The organism is Pseudomonas sp. BAV 4579, assembly GCF_009765395.1.
Taxonomy (GTDB): domain Bacteria; phylum Pseudomonadota; class Gammaproteobacteria; order Pseudomonadales; family Pseudomonadaceae; genus Chryseomonas; species Chryseomonas aestiva.
The window spans coordinates 1-21,705 of record NZ_WHOV01000049.1; the positions used below are offsets into that span (position 1 = coordinate 1).

At 68.5% G+C, this 21,705-nt stretch carries 20 protein-coding genes and 1 pseudogene; 15 read left to right on the plus strand and 6 right to left on the minus strand.

The window, feature by feature from the left end; translation table 11 throughout:
• Positions 1-123: 123 nt before the first annotated feature.
• The 6 genes and pseudogenes from uvsE to GSQ95_RS27150 all read left to right on the plus strand — a co-directional run.
• On the plus strand, positions 124-1,200 hold the full coding sequence (uvsE, locus tag GSQ95_RS11810) for a UV DNA damage repair endonuclease UvsE (protein WP_158894760.1): 1,077 nt from the start codon (positions 124-126) through the stop codon (positions 1,198-1,200).
• Positions 1,201-1,484: 284 nt separating this feature from the next.
• Positions 1,485-2,402 (plus strand): aldo/keto reductase, encoded by a 918-nt coding sequence (locus GSQ95_RS11815; protein ID WP_158894763.1) that lies wholly within the window; start codon positions 1,485-1,487, stop codon positions 2,400-2,402.
• A complete protein-coding gene (locus GSQ95_RS11820; RefSeq protein ID WP_158894766.1) occupies positions 2,403-3,695 on the plus strand; it encodes an NTP/NDP exchange transporter in 1,293 nt (430 codons plus the stop codon).
• 98 nt (positions 3,696-3,793) lie between these two features.
• A complete protein-coding gene (locus tag GSQ95_RS11825) occupies positions 3,794-4,912 on the plus strand; it encodes a metallophosphoesterase (protein ID WP_158894769.1) in 1,119 nt (372 codons plus the stop codon).
• Between the two features lie 217 nt (positions 4,913-5,129).
• Complete coding sequence (locus GSQ95_RS11830) at positions 5,130-6,083, plus strand: GlxA family transcriptional regulator (RefSeq protein ID WP_178118449.1); 954 nt, start codon at positions 5,130-5,132, stop codon at positions 6,081-6,083.
• Positions 6,084-6,265: 182 nt separating this feature from the next.
• A pseudogene (locus GSQ95_RS27150) lies at positions 6,266-6,958 on the plus strand (transcriptional regulator); the annotation flags it as partial.
• A 621-nt stretch (positions 6,959-7,579) separates the two neighbouring features.
• Here the strand turns inward: GSQ95_RS27150 and GSQ95_RS11840 are convergent.
• The 4 genes from GSQ95_RS11840 to GSQ95_RS11855 form a co-directional block, all read right to left on the minus strand.
• Positions 7,580-8,020 carry a helix-turn-helix domain-containing protein gene (locus GSQ95_RS11840; RefSeq protein WP_158894774.1) on the minus strand — a complete coding sequence of 147 codons (441 nt, stop codon included), beginning with the start codon at positions 8,018-8,020 and terminating at the stop codon, positions 7,580-7,582.
• Between the two features lie 115 nt (positions 8,021-8,135).
• Positions 8,136-8,723: a DedA family protein gene (locus GSQ95_RS11845; protein ID WP_158894776.1), complete on the minus strand. Its 588-nt coding sequence runs from the start codon at positions 8,721-8,723 to the stop codon at positions 8,136-8,138.
• Between the two features lie 80 nt (positions 8,724-8,803).
• Positions 8,804-9,526 (minus strand): pirin family protein, encoded by a 723-nt coding sequence (locus tag GSQ95_RS11850; protein ID WP_158894779.1) that lies wholly within the window; start codon positions 9,524-9,526, stop codon positions 8,804-8,806.
• Between the two features lie 159 nt (positions 9,527-9,685).
• Entirely contained in the window at positions 9,686-10,912 is a 1,227-nt protein-coding gene (locus GSQ95_RS11855) for an MFS transporter (RefSeq protein ID WP_158894782.1), read from the minus strand.
• A gap of 97 nt (positions 10,913-11,009) precedes the next feature.
• Here GSQ95_RS11855 and GSQ95_RS11860 point away from each other — a divergent pair, with 97 nt between their 5' ends.
• On the plus strand, positions 11,010-11,930 hold the full coding sequence (locus GSQ95_RS11860; protein ID WP_158894785.1) for a LysR family transcriptional regulator: 921 nt from the start codon (positions 11,010-11,012) through the stop codon (positions 11,928-11,930).
• Positions 11,931-11,966: 36 nt separating this feature from the next.
• On the opposite strand, the gene GSQ95_RS11865 is transcribed toward GSQ95_RS11860, so the two are convergent.
• Complete coding sequence (locus GSQ95_RS11865) at positions 11,967-12,374, minus strand: DoxX family protein (protein ID WP_158894788.1); 408 nt, start codon at positions 12,372-12,374, stop codon at positions 11,967-11,969.
• Between the two features lie 296 nt (positions 12,375-12,670).
• Between GSQ95_RS11865 and GSQ95_RS11870 the strand changes: the two genes are divergently transcribed.
• Genes GSQ95_RS11870 through GSQ95_RS11900 form a run of 7 tightly spaced genes read left to right on the plus strand, consistent with a single transcriptional unit; the run spans position 12,671 to position 19,677 of the window.
• Positions 12,671-13,096: a DoxX family protein gene (locus GSQ95_RS11870; protein ID WP_158894791.1), complete on the plus strand. Its 426-nt coding sequence runs from the start codon at positions 12,671-12,673 to the stop codon at positions 13,094-13,096.
• Entirely contained in the window at positions 13,093-13,722 is a 630-nt protein-coding gene (locus tag GSQ95_RS11875; protein WP_158894795.1) for an antibiotic biosynthesis monooxygenase, read from the plus strand. The genes GSQ95_RS11870 and GSQ95_RS11875 overlap by 4 nt, the downstream gene beginning before the upstream one ends.
• Positions 13,719-14,537, plus strand: coding sequence for an alpha/beta fold hydrolase (locus GSQ95_RS11880; RefSeq protein ID WP_158894798.1), 819 nt, complete (start codon positions 13,719-13,721; stop codon positions 14,535-14,537). The genes GSQ95_RS11875 and GSQ95_RS11880 overlap by 4 nt, the downstream gene beginning before the upstream one ends.
• 52 nt (positions 14,538-14,589) lie before the next feature.
• Positions 14,590-16,431, plus strand: a complete 1,842-nt coding sequence (locus GSQ95_RS11885; protein WP_158894801.1) for an amidohydrolase — start codon at positions 14,590-14,592, stop codon at positions 16,429-16,431.
• A gap of 12 nt (positions 16,432-16,443) precedes the next feature.
• On the plus strand, positions 16,444-18,039 hold the full coding sequence (locus GSQ95_RS11890) for an MFS transporter (RefSeq protein ID WP_158894804.1): 1,596 nt from the start codon (positions 16,444-16,446) through the stop codon (positions 18,037-18,039).
• 48 nt (positions 18,040-18,087) lie between these two features.
• A complete protein-coding gene (gene ycaC / locus GSQ95_RS11895; RefSeq protein ID WP_158894806.1) occupies positions 18,088-18,711 on the plus strand; it encodes an isochorismate family cysteine hydrolase YcaC in 624 nt (207 codons plus the stop codon).
• A gap of 54 nt (positions 18,712-18,765) precedes the next feature.
• Positions 18,766-19,677 carry a LysR substrate-binding domain-containing protein gene (locus GSQ95_RS11900; protein WP_158894809.1) on the plus strand — a complete coding sequence of 304 codons (912 nt, stop codon included), beginning with the start codon at positions 18,766-18,768 and terminating at the stop codon, positions 19,675-19,677.
• On the opposite strand, the gene GSQ95_RS11905 is transcribed toward GSQ95_RS11900, so the two are convergent.
• On the minus strand, positions 19,655-20,899 hold the full coding sequence (locus GSQ95_RS11905) for an MFS transporter (protein WP_158894812.1): 1,245 nt from the start codon (positions 20,897-20,899) through the stop codon (positions 19,655-19,657). The two genes, GSQ95_RS11900 and GSQ95_RS11905, sit on opposite strands and share 23 nt — an antisense overlap.
• A 266-nt stretch (positions 20,900-21,165) precedes the next feature.
• On the opposite strand from GSQ95_RS11905, the gene GSQ95_RS11910 reads away from it, so the two are divergent.
• A complete protein-coding gene (locus GSQ95_RS11910) occupies positions 21,166-21,534 on the plus strand; it encodes a hypothetical protein (RefSeq protein ID WP_158894815.1) in 369 nt (122 codons plus the stop codon).
• Positions 21,535-21,705 lie beyond the last annotated feature (171 nt).

A 21,705-nucleotide genomic window follows, 5' to 3' on the forward strand; every position in this document is an offset into this window, starting at 1 on the left:
GGGAGAGGGCCGGGGTGAGGGCAAACCCGGACGCCAAACCCCAAGCCCCTCCACCCATCACCCCACCCGCACCCAGGCGGCGCCGCGCGGACTAAAGCCCATAGTCCCTGTCCCGAGCGTCCCATGTATCGAATCGGCTTTGCCTGCATGTACCGTCATCCCGAGCGCAGTCTGTCGCTCAAGGCACTGGAGCAGGTCGAGCGGGCCTTCAATACCCGCACCACCACCCTGCGCTGGCTCGGCAGCGTCGAACGCGCCGCCGCCGAGGCCAAGTTGCTGGACGTGGTCACCCACAATCTCGATGCCCAGCTGAGATTCGTCGAGCATGTCGCCGACCTGCCGGACAATCTGCGGATGCTACGCCTGAGCAGCGATCTGCTGCCCTTCTACAGCCATGCCGAATTCGCCTATTTCTATCGTTCCCAGGAGCTCCAGGCGCTGCTGGAGGATCGCTTCGGCCGGCTGGGCGAACTGGCGCGCCGCCGCGATGTGCGGCTGTCGCTGCACCCCGGGCAATTCTGCGTGCTGGGCTCGGATCGCCCCGAGGTGGTGGAGAACAGCCTAAAGGAATTCGAATACCACGCCGACATGATCCGCCTGATGGGCTACGGCCAGAAATTCCAGGACTTCAAGTGCAATGTGCACATCGCCGGCCGCCTGGGCGTGCCCGGCATTCGCGCGATCTGGCCGCGTCTGTCGAGCGAGGCGCGCAACTGCATCACCTTCGAGAACGATGAAAAGACCTACGGCGTCGACGACTGCCTGCAACTGGCCGATCTCGCCCCGGTGGTGCTGGACATCCACCACTGCTGGATCCATGAAGAGGCCTACATCGATCCCTGGGAGCCACGGGTGGCGAGGATCATCGACAGCTGGCGCGGGGTGCGTCCGGCCATGCACTACTCCCAGCCGCCGGAAGCCCTGATCGAAATGGGCGTCTCGCCCAGCGAGCGGATCGACATCAAGTTCCTGCTGCAGCAGATCAGCAAGCGGCTGCTCTATGCCCACAGCGACATGATGTGGAACGACTGGTGCAACCGCTACGCCTGCCAGTTTCTCGACCGCTTCGACATCATGTTCGAGGCCAAGCACAAGAACGTCACGGTGCGGGATTTCTACGACCGCTACCTGGGTGGCGACGGCACGCTGCCGCCGGCAGATCACGGGATTCTTGCGGGCCAGGATGCCGCCAACCCGTAGCGTGGAAAACCGCGCAGCGTTTTCCACTGGGCAGTCAGAGCTAACCGGTGGACAAGGCTGCGCCGTTGTCTACGCTACGGGAGCTAGCCACGTAGGTTGGGTTGAGACGGCTTCATCGTCGAAGCCCAACGGGGGATGTCCCACTGTCGGGCTTCGCTGCGCTCAGCCCACCTACAAAGGCCTCCCCCCGCAACATGCGGCAATGAGCCCGGTGGGCGGTCGGCTGGAAGAACCGCTTAACTCAAGGGTCATCCTTCCGAATCCTGATCGTCGCGAGGCCCGCCATGCCGACCCGTCGCCATTTCCTGCAGACCACCACCGCCCTGGCCGCCGCGGTCACCGCCGCGCCCTGGCTGTGGCAGAGCGCCCAGGCCGCCGAGCCGTTGCTGACCCGCAAGATCCCGCGTAGCGGCGAAGCCCTGCCCGTCATCGGCCTGGGCACCTCGGGCAATCTCGATGTCGAGCTGAACGACGCCGCCCTGGCGCCGCTGCAAGAGGTGCTCAAGGCGTTGCTCGACGGCGGCGGCACCCTCATCGACACCGCGCCCAGCTATGGCAATTCCGAGCGGGTGGCCGGCGAGCTGGTCAGGCGGGCCAAGGCCCGAGACAAGGTCTTTCTCGCCACCAAGATTTCCTCCACCGGGCGCGAGCGCGGCGCGGCGCAACTGGCCGCCAGCTTCAAGGCCCTGCAGAGCGAGCGCCTGGACCTGGCCCAGGTGCACAACCTGCAGGACACCGCCAACCAACTGGCCCTGCTGCGCGAACAGCAGCAGGCCGGCAAGGTGCGCTATGTCGGCGTCACCCACTACCGCGAAGCGGCGCTGGACGATCTGCTGGCCACGCTGCAAAAGGAGAAGGTCGACTTCGTGCAGTTCAACTATTCGGTGGGCGAGCGCGAAGCCGAAAAGCGCCTGCTGCCCTATTGCCGTGACCAGGGCATCGCCGTGCTGATCAACCGGCCGTTCCAGCGCGGCAATCTGCTCTCCGGCACCCGTGGCAAGCCGTTGCCGCCCCTGGCCGCCGAACTGGGCGCGACCAGTTGGGCGCAACTGCTGCTCAAGTTCATCCTCGCCGACCCGGCGGTGACGGCTGTGATCCCGGCCACCAGCAATCCGCGCTATATGATCGACAACCTCCAGGCCGGGCGCGGACGGCTGCCCGATGCGCGCCAGCGCGAGGCCATCGCCGGGCTGTTCGCCTAGATGAAGGACTGGCTCGGTCGCGTCCTCGACGCCCGCGCCGGCGAGTCGTCCGCGGCCCTGGCCGGCTTTGCGCTGTTTCTCTGCCTGTTCGCCGGCTACTTCATGCTGCGCCCGATCCGCGAGGCCATGGGCATCGCCGGTGGCGTGGAGAATCTGCAGTGGCTGTTCACCGCCACCTTTCTGGTGATGCTGCTCGCCGTGCCGCTGTTCGCCTGGCTCAACTCGCGGGTGGCGCGGATTCGCTTCGTCGACTGGGTCTACGGCTTCTTCGCCTTCAACCTGCTGGCCTTCGCCGCCTGCTTCGCCAGCCTGGGCGATAGCGTCTGGCTGGCGCGCACCTTCTATGTCTGGATCTCGGTCTACAACCTCTTCGTGGTCTCGGTGGCCTGGAGTCTGATGGCTGATGTCTTCGACGGTGCCCAGGCGCGGCGGCTGTTCGCCTTCATCGCCGCCGGGGCCAGCGTCGGCGGGCTGCTCGGGCCGGTACTGGCCGCCGCCCTGGCGCCTCTGGTCGGCGAGGCGGGCCTGGCGCTGCTGGCCGCCGCGCTGCTGCTTCTGGCGCTGACGCTCAAGGCCTACCTGATGGGCTGGCGCGAGACCCGGGGCGCCGGGCGGCCAGGGGCGCCACCGACCGAAAGCCCGCGGCGCCCGGTCGCCGGCAATCCCTTCAGCGGCCTGACCCGGGTGCTGGCCTCCCCCTATCTGCTGGCGGTGAGCGCCTTCGTCATCCTGCTGGCCACGGTCAGCACCTTTCTCTACTTCGAACAGGCGCGCCTGGTAGCCGAGCTGTTTCCCGATCGCGCCCGCCAGGTGCAGGTGTTCGGCCTGCTGGACTTCGTGGTCCAGGCCGGCGCCTTGGCCAGCCAGGTGCTGATCACCGGCCGCCTGGCCCAGCGCCTCGGCGTGCGGGTGCTGCTGGCCGGGGTGCCGCTGCTGATGTGCATCGGCTTCCTGGGGCTGGCGCTGCTGCCCACCTTCGCCATGCTGGCGGGGCTGATGATCGTCAGGCGGATCGGCGAATACGCCTTCATCCGCCCGGGCCGCGAGATGCTCTTCGCGCCGCTGGACGCCGAGACCCAGTACAAGGCCAAGAACTTCATCGACACCGTGGTCTATCGCGCCGGTGACGCCGCCAGTGGCTGGGCCAAGAGTCTGCTGGACCTGCTTGGCCATGGCGCCTGGCTGCCGGCGCTGGTGGGCGCCGGTTGCGCGGCGCTCTGGGCCTGGCTCGGCTTCTACCTGGGCCGGCGAGCGGACCAGGCGGCCCAGGCCGACGAGGCGGAGCGGCGCTGAATACCGGCTGAATCGTTGTAGCCGGAAACAACCCGGGGCTCCGAGAGGCGCCCTGCAGGGTGCTAAGGTAAGGCCTTCTTCCTGCCTCAAGGCCCTCCATGTTCCGCTCCCGCGCCATGATGTACCTGGTCCTGTTCGCCCTGCACCTGTTCATCGGCCTCAGCGTCATCGGTGACCTCGGGCTGTCGCCTGTCGCCCAGTTGCCGTTCTGGGCCCTGCTGATCCTGTCCTTCGTGCTGGTGCCCCTAGGCTTTCGCTCGCGGGACATGAACTCGCGCCTGCTGGCCTGGGCGGCGCTGATCGCCATGGGCGTGTTTTCCAGCCTGGCGGTGTTCAGTCTGCTGCGCGGGCTGGTGGTGGCGCTCGCCAGCCTGGTCGGCCACCCGCTGGACGCCGTCTGGCGCGCCGGCAGCGCCTGGGTGGTGCTGGGGCTGGTGCTGCTGGTGGCGCTGCGCAGCGTCTACAACGCCCGCCGTACCGCCAAGGTCAAGGAAGTGGAGCTAGCCTTGCCGACGCTCCCCGCTGGCCTGGAAGGACTGCGCATCGTCCAGCTCAGCGACCTGCACATCGGCCCGACCATCAAGGCCGGCTATCTGCAGCGTATCGTCGAGCGAGTCAACGGCCTGGACGCCGACCTGGTGGCCATCACCGGTGACCTGGTGGACGGCAAGGTGGCCGAACTGCACCAGGAATTCCTGCCGCTGCAACAACTCAAGGCGCGCCTGGGCACCTACGCCATCACCGGCAATCACGAATACTATTCCGGCGCCGAAGCCTGGGTACGCACCTGGCGCGAGCAGGGCCTGACCGTGCTGCTCGACGAACATCGGGTGCTACAGCATCAGGGCACGCCCTTCGTGCTCGGCGGCATCACCGACTACTCGGCGCCGCTCTATGTGCCCAGCCACCGCAGCGACGCCGCGGCCGCCTTCGCCAACGCCCCGCAAGGGCTGTTCCGCCTGCTGCTGGCCCACCAGCCGCGCTCGGCGCCCAAGGCCGCCGCCGCCGGCGCCGACCTGCAACTCTCCGGCCACACCCACGGCGGCCAGTTCTGGCCCTGGATGCACTTCGTGCGCCTGCAGCAACCCTGGGTCGCCGGCATCCACCGCCTGGATCGGTTGACCGTCTACATCAGCCGCGGCACCGGCTACTGGGGCCCGCCGCTGCGATTCGGCGCGCCGAGCGAGATCACCCTGATCAGGTTGCGGCGGGGGTAGCGGCAGGCGAAGCGGCGGTATCCGCATCCGGCACGCCAGGAATCCCGACCCAGAGCCCCTGGGCGCTTCGAGCCCTGATCGCTCAAGGCAAAAGGCAGGTGGATGGCCCTTTGCCACTGCTTGTCCTCAGGGGACAGATCCTTATCCTCATCCCTGCATTCACCCGGACGCCCCAGCGTTCAAGGACCAACTGCTACACGGATAAGGATGTATCGCCATGACGAGGACAGTGGCTTTCCTGCTGGTCCCCGAGGTGCTGATGCTGGATTTCGCCGGGCCGGTGGAGGTGTTTTCCATTGCCAGTCGCTATCTGCCCGCGGCTGAGCACTATCGCATCGTGACCATCGCCGCCGGGCGGCGGCGGACCCTGCGTTGTTCCAATGGCATGACGATACGCACGGAGCTCACCATCCAGCAGCCGCCCGGGGCCTATGACCTGCTGCTGGTGCCCGGTGGGCCGGGGGCCTATCTGGAGCCCCATCCGGACGTCGCGGCCTGGCTGCGCCAGGTGCCTGCGCAGTGCGCGCGCTACGGGGCGGTCTGCACCGGAACCTTCCTGCTCGGCAGTGCCGGCCTGCTCGATGGCCGGCGGGTGACCACCCACTGGAATTATCGCGAGCGCCTGGCGCGGCGCTTTCCCCGTGCCCAGGTGACCGCCGACGACATCTACCTGAGCGATGGTCCGCTGCTGAGCTCGGCCGGGGTCACCGCCGGCATCGACCTGGCGCTGGCGCTGGTGGCCGAGGATCATGGCAAGGCCATTGCCCGGGAGGTGGCCAAGGTGCTGGTGGTGGTGACCCAGCGGCAGGGCAAGCAGGCCCAGTTCAGTCCGCTGTTCGACGAGCCCGAGGCGACCACCGCCATCACCCGGGTGCAGCAGCATGTCGTGGCGAACATCGACCAGGCCTATTCGATCAGCCGGCTCGCCGAGCTGGCGACCATGGGCACCCGCAACTTCGCCCGGGTGTTCAAGCGCGACACCGGCATGACGCCCCTGGAGTTCGTCCTGCGGGCGCGCATCGATCACGCCCGTGGATTGCTGGAGACCTCCGAGCTGCCGCTGAAGACGGTGGCCTTTCGCAGCGGCTTCGCCAGCGACCGCTGCATGCGAGCCGCCTTCCAAGGTCATCTGGGCCTGACCCCGGCGCAGTACCGCTATCAATTCAGCTGAAATCGGCGGCTGATGGCGGTATCACGTCCATCGATGGCAGCTTCTGGCCGTAGATCGTCATACAACTGGCCTGGGTAGCGGCCAGAATGGTCCTACCTATCGGCTAAGGAGAGGCGCCGACGCCCGTGGGCGCCGGGACGGAGTACCCCCGGCGACCCATGGCGGCGTGGCGCGGCATGGTCATGCAAGAGCTCAAGTCCCTGGAAGACGCCAGTGCCTTCCGCTTCTGCGGCCTGGTCCTGGATGCGCGACGGCGCCTGTTGCTAGATGGCGAGCGCGCGCTGCCCCTGGGCGGGCGGGCGCTGGACCTCCTGCGGGTGCTGCTGGAACACCCTGGCGAGCTGGTCGCCAAGCAGACCCTGATGGCCCGGGTCTGGCCCGGGAGCGTCGTCGAGGACATCAATCTGCGGGTGCATATCTCGGCCCTGCGCCGGGTGCTGCGGCCCTACAGCGCCGACGATCCCATTCTCAGCGTTCACCAGCGCGGCTACGGCTTCGCGCCGCCGGTGGAGCGCCTGGGCGAAGGCGACCTGATACCCCTGGTCGAGACGTCACCGCCGCTGACGCCCCTGGAAGGTCGCGACACCAGCCTGGTCGAACTGCGCCGGTTGCTAGCCCAGCGCCGCCTGGTGTCGGTGGTGGGCACCGGCGGTGTCGGCAAGTCGCTGCTGGTCCAGCATCTGCTGCCCGTGCTGGCGGAAGACTTTGCCGACGGGATGCAGAGTCTCGATCTCGCCGCACTGGGCCACATGATGGCGCTGGTGGAGCGCCTCGCCAGCGACCTGGGCCTCGCCAGCGGCAGCGGTCTGCCGGCGCTGCAGGAAGCCCTGGCCACGCGCCGCCTGCTGCTGGTGCTGGACAATGCCGAGCGGCTGGTCGAACCGGCGGCCTGGCTGGTGGAAAATCTGCTGCAAGGCTGTCCGCAGCTCAGGGTGCTGGTCACCAGTCGCGAGGCCCTGCGGGTGGGGGGAGAGGCCGTGTTGCGCCTGGCACCGTTGCCGATCGCGAATCCATCCTCGCGCCACCTGCGCGAGGCCATGCGCGAACCGGCCTTCCGGTTGTTCGTCCGGCGCGCCCGGGCGCGGCTGCCGGGGCTGCGACTGCAGCCGGCCGACGTGCAACTGGTCGGCGAGATCTGTCGGCGCAGCGAGGGCGTGCCCCTGGCGCTGGAAATCCTCGCCGAGCAGGTGGCGGCCCAGGGCCTGAACGGAGTGCTGGCGCAACTCGAAGGCGGTTACTACCTCAGTGTCCAGGGGCGGCGGACCGCCGCGCAGCGGCAACGCAGTCTCGGCGCCATGCTGGACTGGAGTCTGCACAGCCTGGGCGAGTCGGAATTCGCGGTGCTGGCGACCCTGGCCGAGGCCGGCGAGCGCTTCAGTCGCAGCGAGGCCCTGGCGCTGGCGGCGCAGCGCGGGCTGGAGGAGGCGCACTTCATCCCCCTGCTGGGGCAACTGGTGGACAAGTCGCTGATCCTGGTGGAAGGCAGCGGGGCGACGCTAGGCTACCGCCTGCTCGCCATGTTGCGGCTGCATCTGCGGCAGTTCCGCCAGCAATCGCCGCTCCAGGGCCTGCTGCTGCCAGGCCAGCGGCGGGATCCCGATGGCGCGGGTGAGTACCCGGCTCAGATGCGCCTGATCGAAGAAGCCGCATTCCAGGGCGATCGCCGCCAGGGGCAATTCGCGCTCGGCGAGTAATTGCCGGGCGCGGTGGATGCGCTGCTGCCGCAACCATTCCAGTGGAGCGAGTCCGGCACTGAGCTTGAACTGGCGGGTGAAGTGACTGCGCGACAGGCCGCAGACGGAGGCGACCTGGCTGACGCTGATACCGCGCTCCAGATGCTGCAACAGGACCTCCTTGGCCAGCCGTTCCTGCCAGGCGGCCAAACCGATCAGTCGGGTACTGGATAGAGCCAGGGTGCTATCGACGGTCATGGACATGGCGCTCTCCCTATCAAACCAGCCGCGTGGCGCGACCGCCTGGATGAGAATGATTCCCTCTAGTTGTCTGACGTGCGAGTTGCCTATCGTTAATTAGCGTTAAGGCGGCAACGCGCTAGGCGCAATACTGTCGCGCCGGCGCTGGCCGAGGGTGTCGCCGGGCCAGCAGGTGCCACCCCACCAGGGCGAGGCCGAGCAGTCCGGCGAGCAGCAGGGGCGCCGGGCCATAGGCCTGGAGTCTGTCGAGCAGGGTCAGGATGTGTTCTTCGAACAGCTTTCCCAGGGCCAGGCCGGAGCCGATCCACAGGGTGGCACCGCTTAGGTCGTAGGCCAGGAAGCGCCGCAGGGGCATGGCACTGGCACCGGCGCTGAGGGTGGCGAGGGCTGCGGCGCCGGGGACGAACTTGGCCACCAGCAGCAGACCGGGCAGGCGGGTGGCGGCCGGGACGTGGCCCGGCAGATGGCGCAGCAGCCAGGCACCATGTCGCCGGCCGGCCCAGTACCAGAGCAGATCGGCCAGGCCGGTGACCGCCACGGTAGCCAGCAGCGCCAGGAGCAATTCGGCTTCATCGGCCGCGGCGCCCATCACCACCAGCGACGGATAGGCCGGTACCGGCAGGCCCAGCTGTTCGCCGAAGACGTTCAGCGTCAGCCAGAGGGTGGCGTTACCGGCCACCAGGGAGGTCAGGGCTTGGGTGCTCATGGCGCGTTCTCGGCAAGGGGAGGCCGATTGAGCGGCCTCCTAGCGCAAACGGGGCCTACGATTTCGCGAGCAAATCGTAGTCAGGGCATTTGCGGCAGTTCATTGGGCCGCAGATCAAACACCAGCACCTCGGCGTCGGTGCCGTGGGCCAGCTGCAGCTCACGCTCGCCGCGCAGCCTGGCGCCGTCACCGGCCTGCAGCAGGACGCCGTTCAGCTCCAGGCTGCCGCGGGCGACGTGCACATAGGCATGGCGCTCGGGGGCCAGTTGCAGGCTGGCACCTTCGCTGCCGTCGAACAGACCGGCGTAGACCCGGGCGTCCTGGCGCACTTCCAGCGAACCTGCGGCGCCGTCCGGCGAGATGATCAGGGCCAGGCGGCCACGCTTGGCCGCGGCGCTGAAGTGCTGCTGCTGGTAGCGCGGTTCGGCGCGGCGCACGTTGGGCACGATCCAGATCTGCAGGAAGTGCACGCTCTCGTGCTTCGAGTGGTTGTACTCGCTGTGGCTGACGCCGCTGCCGGCGCTCATCAGCTGGACGTCACCGGGGCGGATCACCGAGCCGGTGCCCAGGCTGTCCTGGTGCTCCAGGGCGCCTTCGAGCACATAGGAGAAGATCTCCATGTCGCGGTGCGGATGCTCGCCGAAGCCCTGGCCTCCGATCACGGTGTCGTCGTTGATCACCAGCAGGTCGGAGAAGCCCTGCTCCGCCGGATTGCGATAGCTGGCGAAGGAAAAGGTGTGAAAGGACTTGAGCCAGCCGTGGTTGGCGGCGCCGCGATCGGAAGCTTTACGAATGGCCAGCATGATGAGGCTCCTTGTCTGAGTGGGGCGCGGTCTGTTCCGACGCCATGGAAGTCATCCTACTGTGGCGTCCGGGTTTGATTAACGAGCTGGAAGGAGAATGGTCGTCCTGTTCTGGTTGACGATGGCCTTGGCTGGCCGGCGTCACCTGCGGCGCCGCGCTCATCGAACCCGGCGCTGACCGGCTGGCCAGAGCCTGACGGTCAGCGCCAGCAAAGCGGTCGCCAGCGCCAGGCCGGCGACGCCGCTCCAGCCCAGCCGGGCCAGCAGCAGACTGCCCAGGGCCGCGCCGCTGGCCATGCCGATGAACATGCCGGTGAAGAGCACCGCGTTGAGCCGGCTGCGCGCCTCGGGTTCCAGGCCGTAGACCTGGGCCTGGTGGGCGATCAGGGTGGCCTGGACGCCCAGGTCGAAGATCACCGTCGCCAGCGCCAGCAGGACCAGACCGGCCACGCCCGGCAGCCAGGGCAGCAGGAGCAGGCTGGCGAAGGCCAGGGCCGCCAGGCCGATGCCCAGGCGCGTCACCCACTCTGAGCCATGGCGATCCGCCAGGCGGCCGGCCCAGGGCGCGGCCAGGGCGCCGGCGGCACCGGCCAGGCCGAAGGCGCCGGCGGCGGCGCTGCCCAGCTGGAAGGGCCCGGCGTGCAGATAGAGGGCGAGGGTCGACCAGAAGGCACTGAAGCCCACCGACAGCAGCCCTTGCGCCAGGGTCGCCCGGCGCAGTGCGGCATGCCGGCGCCAGAGCGCGCCCAGAGAGCCGAGCAGTGCTGGATAGCTGAGTCGGGTGGTGGCGGCGAAGGCCGGCAGGCCGCGCCACACCGCCACGCCGATGGCGGCGATGCTCAAGGCGGCGAGTAGATAGACCGCCCGCCAGCCGAACCACTCGCCCACCAGGCCGCTGACCACCCGGGACAGTAGGATGCCCAGCAGCAGGCCGGTCATCACCGTGCCGACGATGCGCCCGCGCGCGGCCGGCGGCGCCAGGGTCGCGGCGGCCGGTACCAGGTCCTGGGCCACGGTGGCGGCGAGCCCGGTCACCAGACTGGCCACCAGCAGCCCGTGCAGCCCCGGCGCCAGGCTGGCGCCCAGCAATGCCAGCAGGAGCACGGCCAGCTTGGCCAGGATGATGCGGCGGCGATCGAAGCGATCACCCAGGGGCGCCAGCAGCAGCAGCCCCAGGGCATAGCCGAGCTGGGTGAGGGTAGGGATCAGTCCCACGTCGGCGGCAGGTGCTGGCAGGGCGCCTGCGAGAATGCCGAGCAGCGGCTGGCTGTAATAGAGGTTGGCCACGCTCAGGCCGGCGCCGGTGGCCAGCAGGCCGAGCAGGGCAGGAGACAGGCTGGCAGCTTGAGGTGAGGTGTGGCTATGCGGGAGTGGAATGTCGGTCATGGCGGTTCATCCGGTGGGAAGACGATGAACGCATTCTTCACCAGAGCTGTCGCCATCTGTAGCCGAACGCCGGGTACAGGGGGTATACGTAGGCCGTATGAACACCACCTTTACCCATGACCGTCTCGATCTGCTGGAAACCTTCGTGCGCATCGTCGAGGCTGGCAGCCTGTCGGCGGCTGCACGCCAGCTCGGCACCACCCAGCCCACCGTCAGTCGGCGTCTGCAGGCGCTGGAGGCCGCGCTGCAGGTGCGCCTGGTGCAGCGCTCGACCCACGCCCTGCGCCTGACCGAGGATGGCCAGCGCTGCTATCGCCAGGCCCAGCAACTGCTCGGCGACTGGCAGGCCTTCGCCGCCGCCCTGCGCGGCGCCCATGCCGAGCCCGAGGGACGGCTGCGGGTGGTGATGCCCCATGCCTTCGGCCAGGAGCAGTTGCTCGATCCGCTGGAGACCTATCTGCGGCGCTATCCGGGGATGCAGGTGGACTGGGTGCTCAGCGACCGGCCGCCGAATTTCGTCGCCGATGGCGTCGACTGCGCCATCCGGGTGGGGGTGGTGGAGGATCCGGACACCGTGGCGGTGCGCCTGGGCGACGTCCAGCGCATCCTGGTGGCGGCGCCGGAGCTGGCAGGCACCCTGCAGGCACCCGAGGAGCTGACGGCGCTGCCCTGGATCGCCATGACCCAGTTCTACCAGACCGAACTGCGCCTGCAGCTGGGCGCCATTGGCGAAAGCCGGCTGGTCCCCTTGCGGCCACGGCTGGCCACCGAGAGCCTCTTTGTCGCCCGGCATGCCGCGGTGCGCGGCCTGGGCTGCGCGGCACTGTCGCACTGGATGGTGCGCGAGGACGTCGCCGCGGGGCGCTTGGTCCATCTGCTCCCCGAATGGCAGGCGGCGCCCCTGCCGCTCTACCTCATTTATCCCTATGCCCGCGTCTACCCGGCGCGGCTGCGCCTGTTTCTCGAGCTGGTGCGCGAGGCCTGCGCCAGGATGCTGGATGTGACGGCGCCCGCCTGAACGCAAGGATTGGGCGGGCGCATCGAGCGAGGGCGATCAGGCGAGGCGGGCCGACCGCGCCGGCCGCCGGCCATCCAGGCTCAGGGCTCCGGCGCCGAAGGCCGCCACCTGCAGCAGGCCACCGGCGATGGCGACATTCTTGAGGAAGTGGATCAGCTGGTTCTGGTCGGCGAAGTTGTGGTGGAACACCAGGGCGGTGACCAGGGTGAAGGCGGCCATGGCCAGGGCCACCGGACGGGTGCGATAGCCGATCAGCAGCAGGCTGGCGAGTCCCAGCTCCACCGCCAGGGCGCCGAGGTAGGCAAGGTTCGGGAAGGGCAGGCCCGTGGCGGCGATGTAGCCCTTGGTGGCCGCCGGGGCGAGCAGTTTGCCCACGCCGCTGAACAGAAAGAGGCTGGCGAGCAGCAGGCGGCCGGTGGTGGCGGTGAGGGCTTGGGTGTTCATCGTTGACTGTCCTTGGTGAGGTCCGGCATCCGGTGTGGATGCGATGGGGCCAGGTTACTGTCCACCCTGAATTCGATTAAGTAGCCGTTCCGCGTTTCATAGTCTCTCAAAAGTTGACTATTTCTGGCGTACTGACCCGTACTGTGACCTGAATCCTTTCACCTGCACGCCACAGCACAGGCGTACAAAAACCAGCACAGACGTCCAAGGCCGCCCAGCGTCGTCCGGGTGAAAGTCCGCTCCATCGACGGCGCGGGGTCTTCTCGCAGCCGATTCTTTCCGCGGGAGGCTGGGCCATGGAACGCTTGCGACTGGATCTGGGACTCCTGTTCCTGCGCCTGGGTGGCGCCGGACTGCTCCTGGCGGTGCATGGCCTGCCCAAGGCGCTGCATTTCCGCCAGCAACTCGGCCTGATCGAGGACCCGCTGCACCTGGGTGCCTGGCCGACCCTGGGTTTCGCGGTCTTCGCCGAGGTCGTCTGCCCGCTGTTGATCGCCCTGGGCTGGGCGACGCGCCTGGCCTGCCTGCCGATCCTCGGCGTGCTGCTGATCGCGCTGCTGGTGGTGCATCCGCAGTGGTCCCTGGAAGAAGGCCAGTTCGGCTGGCTGCTGCTGGTGCTGTTCGGCACCCTGGCGCTCACCGGGCCGGGTCGCTATTCGCTGGAGGCGCGGCTGGCCAGGCGTCAAGCCACCCTGGGTGGTTTCGTGAGGGCGCTGTCATGAGTGCCGCACGCGGGCAGGATCTGCAGCAGGCCCACAGCCGCATCGTCACCCTGGTGATCCGCCACCAGCCCCTGGCCGACCAGCAGGATGCCTACCAGCGCTGGCTGCAGCGCGCCGTCACCGCTGCCCGCGCGGCCTGCGGCCACCTGGGCGTGGATGTCATCCCGCCGGCGGAGGAGGGCGCCGCCTTCACCACCCTGGTGCGCTTCGCCGACGTCGACCAGCTCCAGGCCTGGCTGGCCTCGCCCGAACGCCAGGCGCTGATCGCCGAGGTGGCGCCGCTGCTGCGCGAGGCCGATGCCCCCGAGGTGCATGCCGACGCCGAATTCTGGTTCAACCCGCCGCGCCCCGGCGTGCGCCCGCCGCCGGCCTGGAAGCAGACGGTGCTGACCTACCTGGTCATCGCGCCCCTGACGATGCTAATCCCACCACTGTGGCAGCCGCTGTTCACGCGCTATCCGCTGCTGGCCGGCACTGTGCCGAGCAACCTGCTGATCACCCTGTGCATCGTGCCGCTGGTGGTGTTTCTGATCATGCCGAGGGTGAGCCGCCTGTGCGCGCCCTGGCTCAACGCCCGCTCGGGCGCCTTTCCCACTCCTTCCACCCACAGAGGCGAGCAACCATGAGCACCTTCACCACCCGCGACGGCGTCGAGATCTATTTCAAGGACTGGGACACCGGCAAGCCCGTGCTGTTCAGCCGCGGCTGGCCGCTGGACGCCGACATGTGGGACTACCAGATGCACCATCTGGCCAGCCACGGCTATCGCGCCATCGCTTTCGACCGCCGCGGTTTCGGGCGCTCCGGCCAGCCGTGGAAGGGCTATGACTACGACACCTTCGCCGATGACATCAAGGAGCTGATCGAGCACCTGGATCTGCGCGACGTCACCCTGGTGGGCTTTTCCATGGGCGGTGGCGATGTCAGCCGCTACCTGGCACGCCACGGTTCGGCGCGCGTCGCCAAGCTGGCGCTGCTCGGCGCCGTCACCCCGCTGTTCGGGCAGCAGCCGGACTTCCCCCAGGGCGTCGACCAGGGCGTCTTCGACGGTATCCGCGGCGGTCTGCTGAAGGACCGCGCCCAGTTCCTGGCCGACTTCGCCCCGGTGTTCTATGGCACCAACCAGGGCCAGACGGTCTCCGCGGGCGTCTTCACCCAGACCCTCAACATCGCCCTGCTGGCTTCGCTGAAAGGCACCCTGGATTGCGTCACCGCCTTCTCCGAGACCGACTTCCGGCCGGACATGGCCAGGATCGACGTGCCGACCCTGGTGATCCACGGCGACGCCGACCAGGTGGTGCCCTTCGCGACCACCGGCAAGCTGGCCGTCGAGCTGATCCGTGGCGCCGAGCTCAAGGTGTACGCCGGCGCCCCCCACGGCTTCGCGGTGACTCACGCCGAGCAGCTGAACCGCGACCTGCTGGCCTTCGTCGCCCGCTGAGCCTTCCCGGGCGCCTCGCGCCCGGACTTCTGATTCTGGTCCCGGAGGCCACATGCGACACGCCGATCTGATTCTGCACAACGGCAAGCTCCACACCGTCGATCCCGAGCGCCCCGAGGCGACCGCGGTCGCCATCAGGGACGGCGTCTTTCTTGCCGTGGGCAGCGACAGCGACGTCATGGCCCATCGCGGCCCGGGCACCCAGGTGGTCGACCTGCGCGGGCGCCGCGCCATCCCGGGCCTCAACGACTCCCACCTGCACCTGATCCGCGGTGGCCTCAACTACAACCTGGAACTGCGCTGGGAGGGCGTGCCCTCGCTGGCCGATGCCCTGCGCCTGCTCAAGGACCAGGCCGAGCGCACCCCGGCGCCCCAGTGGGTGAGGGTGGTGGGCGGCTGGAACGAATTCCAGTTCGCCGAGCGCCGGCTGCCGACCATGGACGAACTCAACCAGGCGGCGCCGGACACCCCGGTGTTCATCCTCCATCTCTACGACCGGGCGTTGCTCAACCGCGCCGCCCTGCGTGTCGTGGGCTACACCAGGGACACGCCCAATCCGCCAGGTGGCGAGATCCAGCGCGATGCCCGCGGCGAGCCCACCGGCATGCTCATCGCCCGGCCCAACGCCATGATCCTCTACGCCACCCTGGCCAAGGGGCCCAAGCTGCCGCTGGAATACCAGGTCAACTCCACCCGCCAGTTCATGCACGAGCTCAATCGCCTGGGCCTGACCAGCGCCATCGACGCCGGCGGCGGCTTCCAGAACTACCCGGACGACTACCAGGTGATCCAGGAACTGGCCGATGCCGACCAGCTCACCGTGCGCATCGCCTACAACCTCTTCACCCAGCGGCCCAAGGAAGAGCTGACCGACTTCAGGAACTGGACCAGCAGCGTCACCCTGCACCAGGGCACCGACTTCCTCCGCCACAACGGCGCCGGCGAGATGCTGGCCTTCTCCGCGGCCGACTTCGAGGACTTCCTCGAACCGCGCCCGGACCTGCCGCCCACCATGGAGGCCGATCTGGAACCGGTGGTGCGTCATCTGGTGGAGCAGCGCTGGCCGTTCCGCTTGCACGCCACCTACGACGAATCCATCGCGCGCATGCTCGACGTCTTCGAGCGGGTCAATCGCGACGTGCCCTTCAACGGGCTGCCCTGGTTCTTCGACCACGCCGAGACCATCAGTCCGCGCAACATCGAGCGGGTCAAGGCCCTCGGCGGCGGCATCGCCATCCAGGACCGCATGGCCTTCCAGGGCGAATACTTCGTCGACCGCTATGGTGCCCAGGCCGCCGAGCAGACCCCGCCGATCCAGCGGATGCTCGCCGAAGGCGTACCGGTAGGGGCGGGGACCGATGCCACCCGCGTCTCCAGCTACAACCCCTGGACCTCACTGTACTGGCTGGTCAGCGGCCGTACCGTCGGCGGCCTGGCGCTCTATCAGGAGGGCCTGCCGCGGGCTACCGCCCTGCAGCTGTTCACCCAGGGCAGCGCCTGGTTCTCCTCGGAACAGGGCAAGAAGGGCCAGTTGCGGGTGGGCCAGCTGGCCGATGTGGCGGTGCTCTCGGCGGACTTCTTCACGGTCGAGGAAGAGGCCATCAAGCACCTGGAGTCGGTGCTGACCGTGGTCGGTGGCCGTATCGTCCACGGCGCCGAGGAATTCGATCGCCTCGGCCCGCCGCCCTTGCCGGTCACCCCGGACTGGTCGCCGGTGGTCAAGGTGCCCGGCCACTGGAAGCCCGGCGCGCTTCTGCAGGCCGCCGTGCACCAGTGCGCCGGCGCCTGTTCCGTGCATGGCCACGGCCATGAGCGGGCGCGCCAGAGCCGGGTACCGGTCAGCGACTTCAGTGGCTTCTGGGGCGCCTTCGGCTGCTCCTGCTTCAGCTTCTGAGGAGCGTCCGCCATGACCGCCGCCGCCGTGACTCCCACCACCGCCTCGCCCTGGCAGCCGCTGCGTCAGCGCACCTTCCGCTGGCTGTGGCTGGCCAGCATCGCCTCCAACATCGGCACCTGGATGCACGAGGTGGGCGCCGGCTGGCTGATGACCTCGCTGTCCGCCAGCCCCCTGGCGGTGGCCCTGGTGCAGGTGGCGGGGGCGCTGCCGATGTTCCTGCTGGCGCTGCCGGCCGGCGCCCTGGCCGACATCGTCGACCGGCGCCGCTATCTGCTTGGCGTGCAGCTGTGGATGGCCGCGGTGGCCCTGGCTCTGGCCGGGCTGACCCTGGCCGGCTGGATGACCGTACCGCTGCTGCTGGGCCTGACCCTGGCCATGGGCGTGGGTACCGCGCTGATGCTGCCGGCCTCGTCGGCGCTGACCCCCGAGCTGGTCGATAAAAGCGAGTTGCCCGCGGCCATCGCCCTGTCCAGCCTGGGCATGAACGTGGCCCGTGCCCTCGGCCCGGCGCTCGCCGGGGTGCTGGTCAGCCTGGCCGGTCCCTGGCTGACCTTCGCCCTCAATGCCGTTTCCTTCCTGGCCGTGATCGTCGCGCTCCTGACCTGGCGACGCCAACCTGCAGCCGCCGTGCTGCCCGCGGAGCGCCTGCTGGGCGCCGTCCGGGTCGGCCTCCGCTATGCCCGCAGCTCGCTCCAGCTGCAGGTGGTGCTGGCCCGGACCGCCGCGTTTTTCCTCGGCGCCAGCGCCGGCATGGCCCTCTTGCCCCTACTGGTGCGCCAGGCCCTGCAGGGCACCGCCCTGGATTTCGGCATCCTGCTCGGATGCGTCGGCCTGGGTGCCATCGGCGGCGCCATGCTCCTGCCGCGGCTGCGCGAACGGCTGTCCAGCGACCTGCTGGTGGCCGGTGCCAGTGCGCTCTATGCCGGGGTCCTGCTCGGCCTGGCCTGGATCCGCGACTTCGCCTGGCTGCTGCCGGTCATGCTGATCAGCGGCCTGGCCTGGATCGCCGTGCGCTCCAGCCTGCAGGTGGCGGCCCAGACCGCCGTGCCCGGCTGGGTGCGTGCCCGTGCCCTGGCCGTCTACATCCTGGTGTTCTTTGGCACCAGCGCCCTGGGCGGCTTGCTCTGGGGCGCCCTGGCCAGTCACTTCTCTCTGAGTCTGGCGCTGAGCGCGGCGGCCGGGGTGCTGCTGGCCGGCATCGGACTGACCTGGCGCCTGCGTCTGCCGGTCACCCCGGCGGCCGATATCGCCCCTTCGCTGCACTGGCCGGCGCCCATCCTCGACGACTCCCTGGACCGCGAGCGCGGCCCGGTGATGGTCACCCTGGAATACGACATCGCCCCCGAGCACGGTCCGGCCTTTCGCCAGGCCATGCAGGCGGTGGGCGCCATGCGCCGACGCAACGGCGCCTTCTCCTGGGCGCTGCTGCAGGACAGCGCCGAGCCGCGACTCTGGCAGGAATTCTTCTGCGACGAATCCTGGCTGGAACACCTGCGCCACCACCACCGCGTCACCCAGGGCGAACAGCGCCTGGAAGCGGCGGCGCGCCAGTACCAGACGCCCGGCGTCCCCGTAGCCATTCGCCATCTCCTGGGCGGCGCCTGATGCCGCCCTTCACCCGCAACCCCCAAACCACTCCCTGAGGACTCCACCATGAGCAAGCCCTACAACCGTCTCGACAAGAACGATGCCGTCGTCCTGCTGATCGACCACCAGGCCGGTCTGATCTCGCTGGTGCAGGATTTCACCCCCAGCGACTTCAAGAACAACGTCCTGGCCCTGGCCAACTGCGCCAAGTTCTTCGGCCTGCCCACCATCCTCACCACCAGCTTCGAGCAGGGCCCCAATGGTCCGCTGGTGCCCGAGCTGGTCGAGCTGTTCCCCGAGGCGCCGTACATCGCCCGCCCCGGCCAGATCAACGCCTGGGACAACGAAGACTTCGTCGCCGCCATCAAGGCCACCGGCCGCAAGCAGTTGATCATCGCCGGCGTGGTGACCGATGTCTGCGTGACCTTCCCGGCCCTGGCGGCGATCGCCGAAGGCTTCGACGTCTTCGTGGTGACCGATGCCTCCGGCACCTTCGACAAGACCGTGCAGCAGGCTGCCTGGGCGCGCATGAGCGCCGCCGGCGTGCAACTGATGAACTGGTTCAGCGTGGCCTGCGAGCTGCACCGCGACTGGCGCAACGACATCGAGGGCCTGGGTGCCCTGCTGTCCAACCACATCCCCAACTACCGCAACCTGATGACCAGCTACGCCAAGCTGGCCGCCAAGTAAGGTAAACGACAGTCAGGCGCCCCTCTCGGCGCCTGACCTTCGCGGAGGGATGCCGTGAATCGCAACGACCTGCGCCGCATCGACCTGCACCTGCTGGTGGTGTTCGAAAGCCTGATGCACGAGCGCAACCTCACCCGTACCGCGGAAAAGCTCTTTCTCGGCCAGCCGGCCATCAGTGCCGCCCTGGTGCGCCTGCGGCAATTCTTCGACGACCCCCTGCTGGTACGCAGTGGGCGGGCGATGGAGCCCACGCCGCGGGCCCTGGCCATTCTCGAACGGCTGCGCCCGGCGCTGGACGGCCTGTCCAATGCCTTGAGCGAGGTCGACGACTTCGACCCCGGCGCCAGTCGCGCGGTGTTTCGCCTGGGCATGTCCGACGATGTCGAGTGCGGTCTGCTGCCGCCGCTGCTGGCCCATCTGCGCGAGGTGGCGCCGCACTGCGTGCTGGTGGTGCGCAACGCCAACTTCCTGCTCCTACCCGGCCTGCTGGCCAGTGGCGAGGTGTCCCTGGGCATCAGCTACACCACCCAGCTGCCGGCCAATGCCAGGTGCCGCACCCTGAGGCACATCCGCGCCCTGGTGGTCCGCGCCGACCGCGATCCCGCGCCCCTGACCCTGGACGACTACTGCGCGCGGCCCCATGTGCTGGTGTCCATGTCCGGCGATCTCTGCGGCAACATCGACGACGATCTGGCGCGGCTCGGCCGCAGTCGCAAGGTGGCCCTGGGCGTGCCCCATTTCAACGGTCTTGGCGCCCTGCTGGCCGGCAGCGAATTGCTCGCCACGGTGCCCGACTACGCCGCCCGGGCGCTGGCTGCGGGCGGCGGCCTGCGCATCGAGGAACCGCCGTTTCCCATCGTCCCCGCCAAGCTCTCACTGGTCTGGCGCGCGGCCCAGGACCAGGACCCGGGCGAGCGCTGGCTGCGTGGCGAGATCATCAGATTCATGGGCGAACCGGCTGCGTGAGCCCAGCCCGCTGCTCGGTCACCGCTCCGGAAATCTGCATACCACGGGTCTCCTTGCCGAAGGCCACGAAGAGGATGATCAGCACCGCCACGGTGCCTGCCACCAGCGCCATGGCCAGGCCATAGTTGCCACCGTGGGCCGCCGCGATATGCGCCTGCAGGGTAGCGTTGACCGAGGCCAGCAGGTTGCCCATCTGGTAGACGAAGCCCGGCAGCACGGCGCGCACATTGCCCGGCACCAGTTCGTTGAGATAGGTGGGCACCACGCCCCAGGCGCCCTGCACCATGAATTGCATCAGGAAGGCGCCGACGCCCAGCGTCCAGGAGCCGCTGGAGAAGGCCCACAGGGGCAGGACCGGCAACGACAGCAGTGCGGCCAGCATGATCGCCTTCTTGCGGCCGATGCGTTCCGACAGCGAACCGAAGAGCACGCCGCCGAGCATCGCCGCGATGTTGTAGCCGATGGCGATCAGACTCACGGTATGGGCATCGAACTGGTGCTGCACCTTGAGGAAGGTGGGATAGAGGTCCTGGGTGCCGTGGCTGAAGAAATTGAAGCAGGCCATCAGCAGCACCATGTACAGGCAGATCTTCCAGTGCTGGCGCAGGATTGGCAGCAGGGCAGTACTCTCCTTGCGCTCGCGTGCGGCCAGCCACACCGGCGACTCCGGCACCTTGAAGTAGATGAAGGGCAGCAGCAGGACCGGCAGGGCGCCGATCAGGAACATGCCGCGCCAGCCCACCGTGGTGAAGAACAAGCCGAAGACGATGGAGGCGAGCAGGTAGCCGCAGGGATAGCCGGCCTGGAAGATCCCCGACATCAGCCCGCGCGCGCGATCAGGGATGGTTTCCATCGCCAGCGACGAAGCCACGCCCCAGACCCCGCCCATGGCCACGCCGTAGAGAAGACGGAAGGCCATGAACGCCATGAAGGTCGGCGACCAGGCGGACAGCAGCTCGAACACCGAGAACAGCACGATGTTGAGCATCAAAATCGGCCGGCGCCCATGCCGCTCGGCCAGGCGCCCGAAGATCAGGGCGCCTATCGGACGCACCGCCAGGGTCAGCATGATCGACAGGGAGACATCGGTCACCGAGTTGTGGAAATACGTCGCCAGGTTGCTGAGGACGAAGACCAGGATGAAGAAGTCAAATGCATCCATCGTCCAGCTGGCAAAGGTGGCGAAGGCCACGTTGCGCTGTGTCGAAGTCCAGGTAGACATGGCCAATCTCCTTGCTCGAAGGGCTGTCGACGCCCTGGCGGCTCGCGGGGGCCAGTGAGGAGGCAGCCTTGGCTGTAGTGGTTGTGTCGCTAGCCTCTCCCCGGAGCGCTTACGAGAACCTTAAGGTGAGCATCACAAAAGTCCGCGCCTGACCGGAGGCGTCGGGGGCACCATCAGCCGCGTCGATAAGCGCTATCCGCCGGTACGATTTATGGACGAGGGCGTTGGCTTCTTACGATGGCTCCATATTGTTTGGAGCCACTCCCATGTCCCTCGCCGCCCTTCGCAACGCCCTCCGCCTGCTGGCCTGCGCCGGCTCGCTTGCCCTGCTGGCCGGCTGTGCCAGCTCCCACACCGCCTACCTGCAGGATGGCCGCACCGCCTATCTGGTGCAGTGCAACGGGGTCTTCGGCAGCTGGTCCGGCTGCGCGGGCGAAGCTGCCGAGCGTTGCGCCACCGGCAGCTACCAGGTGCTGGCCCGCAACCACCTCGACGGCGCCAGCGAGGCAGAAGCCGAGGCCAGCATTGCCGGCCAGTCCTATCCGGTGCGCAATCTGCTGGTGCAGTGCCAGGGCGAACGCTTCGCCTGGCGAGTGGGCACCTTCGTCCGCCGGCTGCCGATCAGCGAGAGTTGAGGGCAGGTCGGCAGGCTGTCGAGCGTTTCACGGCGGCTGAACACCTGCTCGGTTAACCCCCTCTCCCTCGGGAGAGGGTCGGGGTGAGGGCGCACCCCGCACAACGATGTCATTCCTGGAAAAGGCTACGCCGTTTTCCAGGCTACGGCTCCGATAGAGCTGAACGCCTGC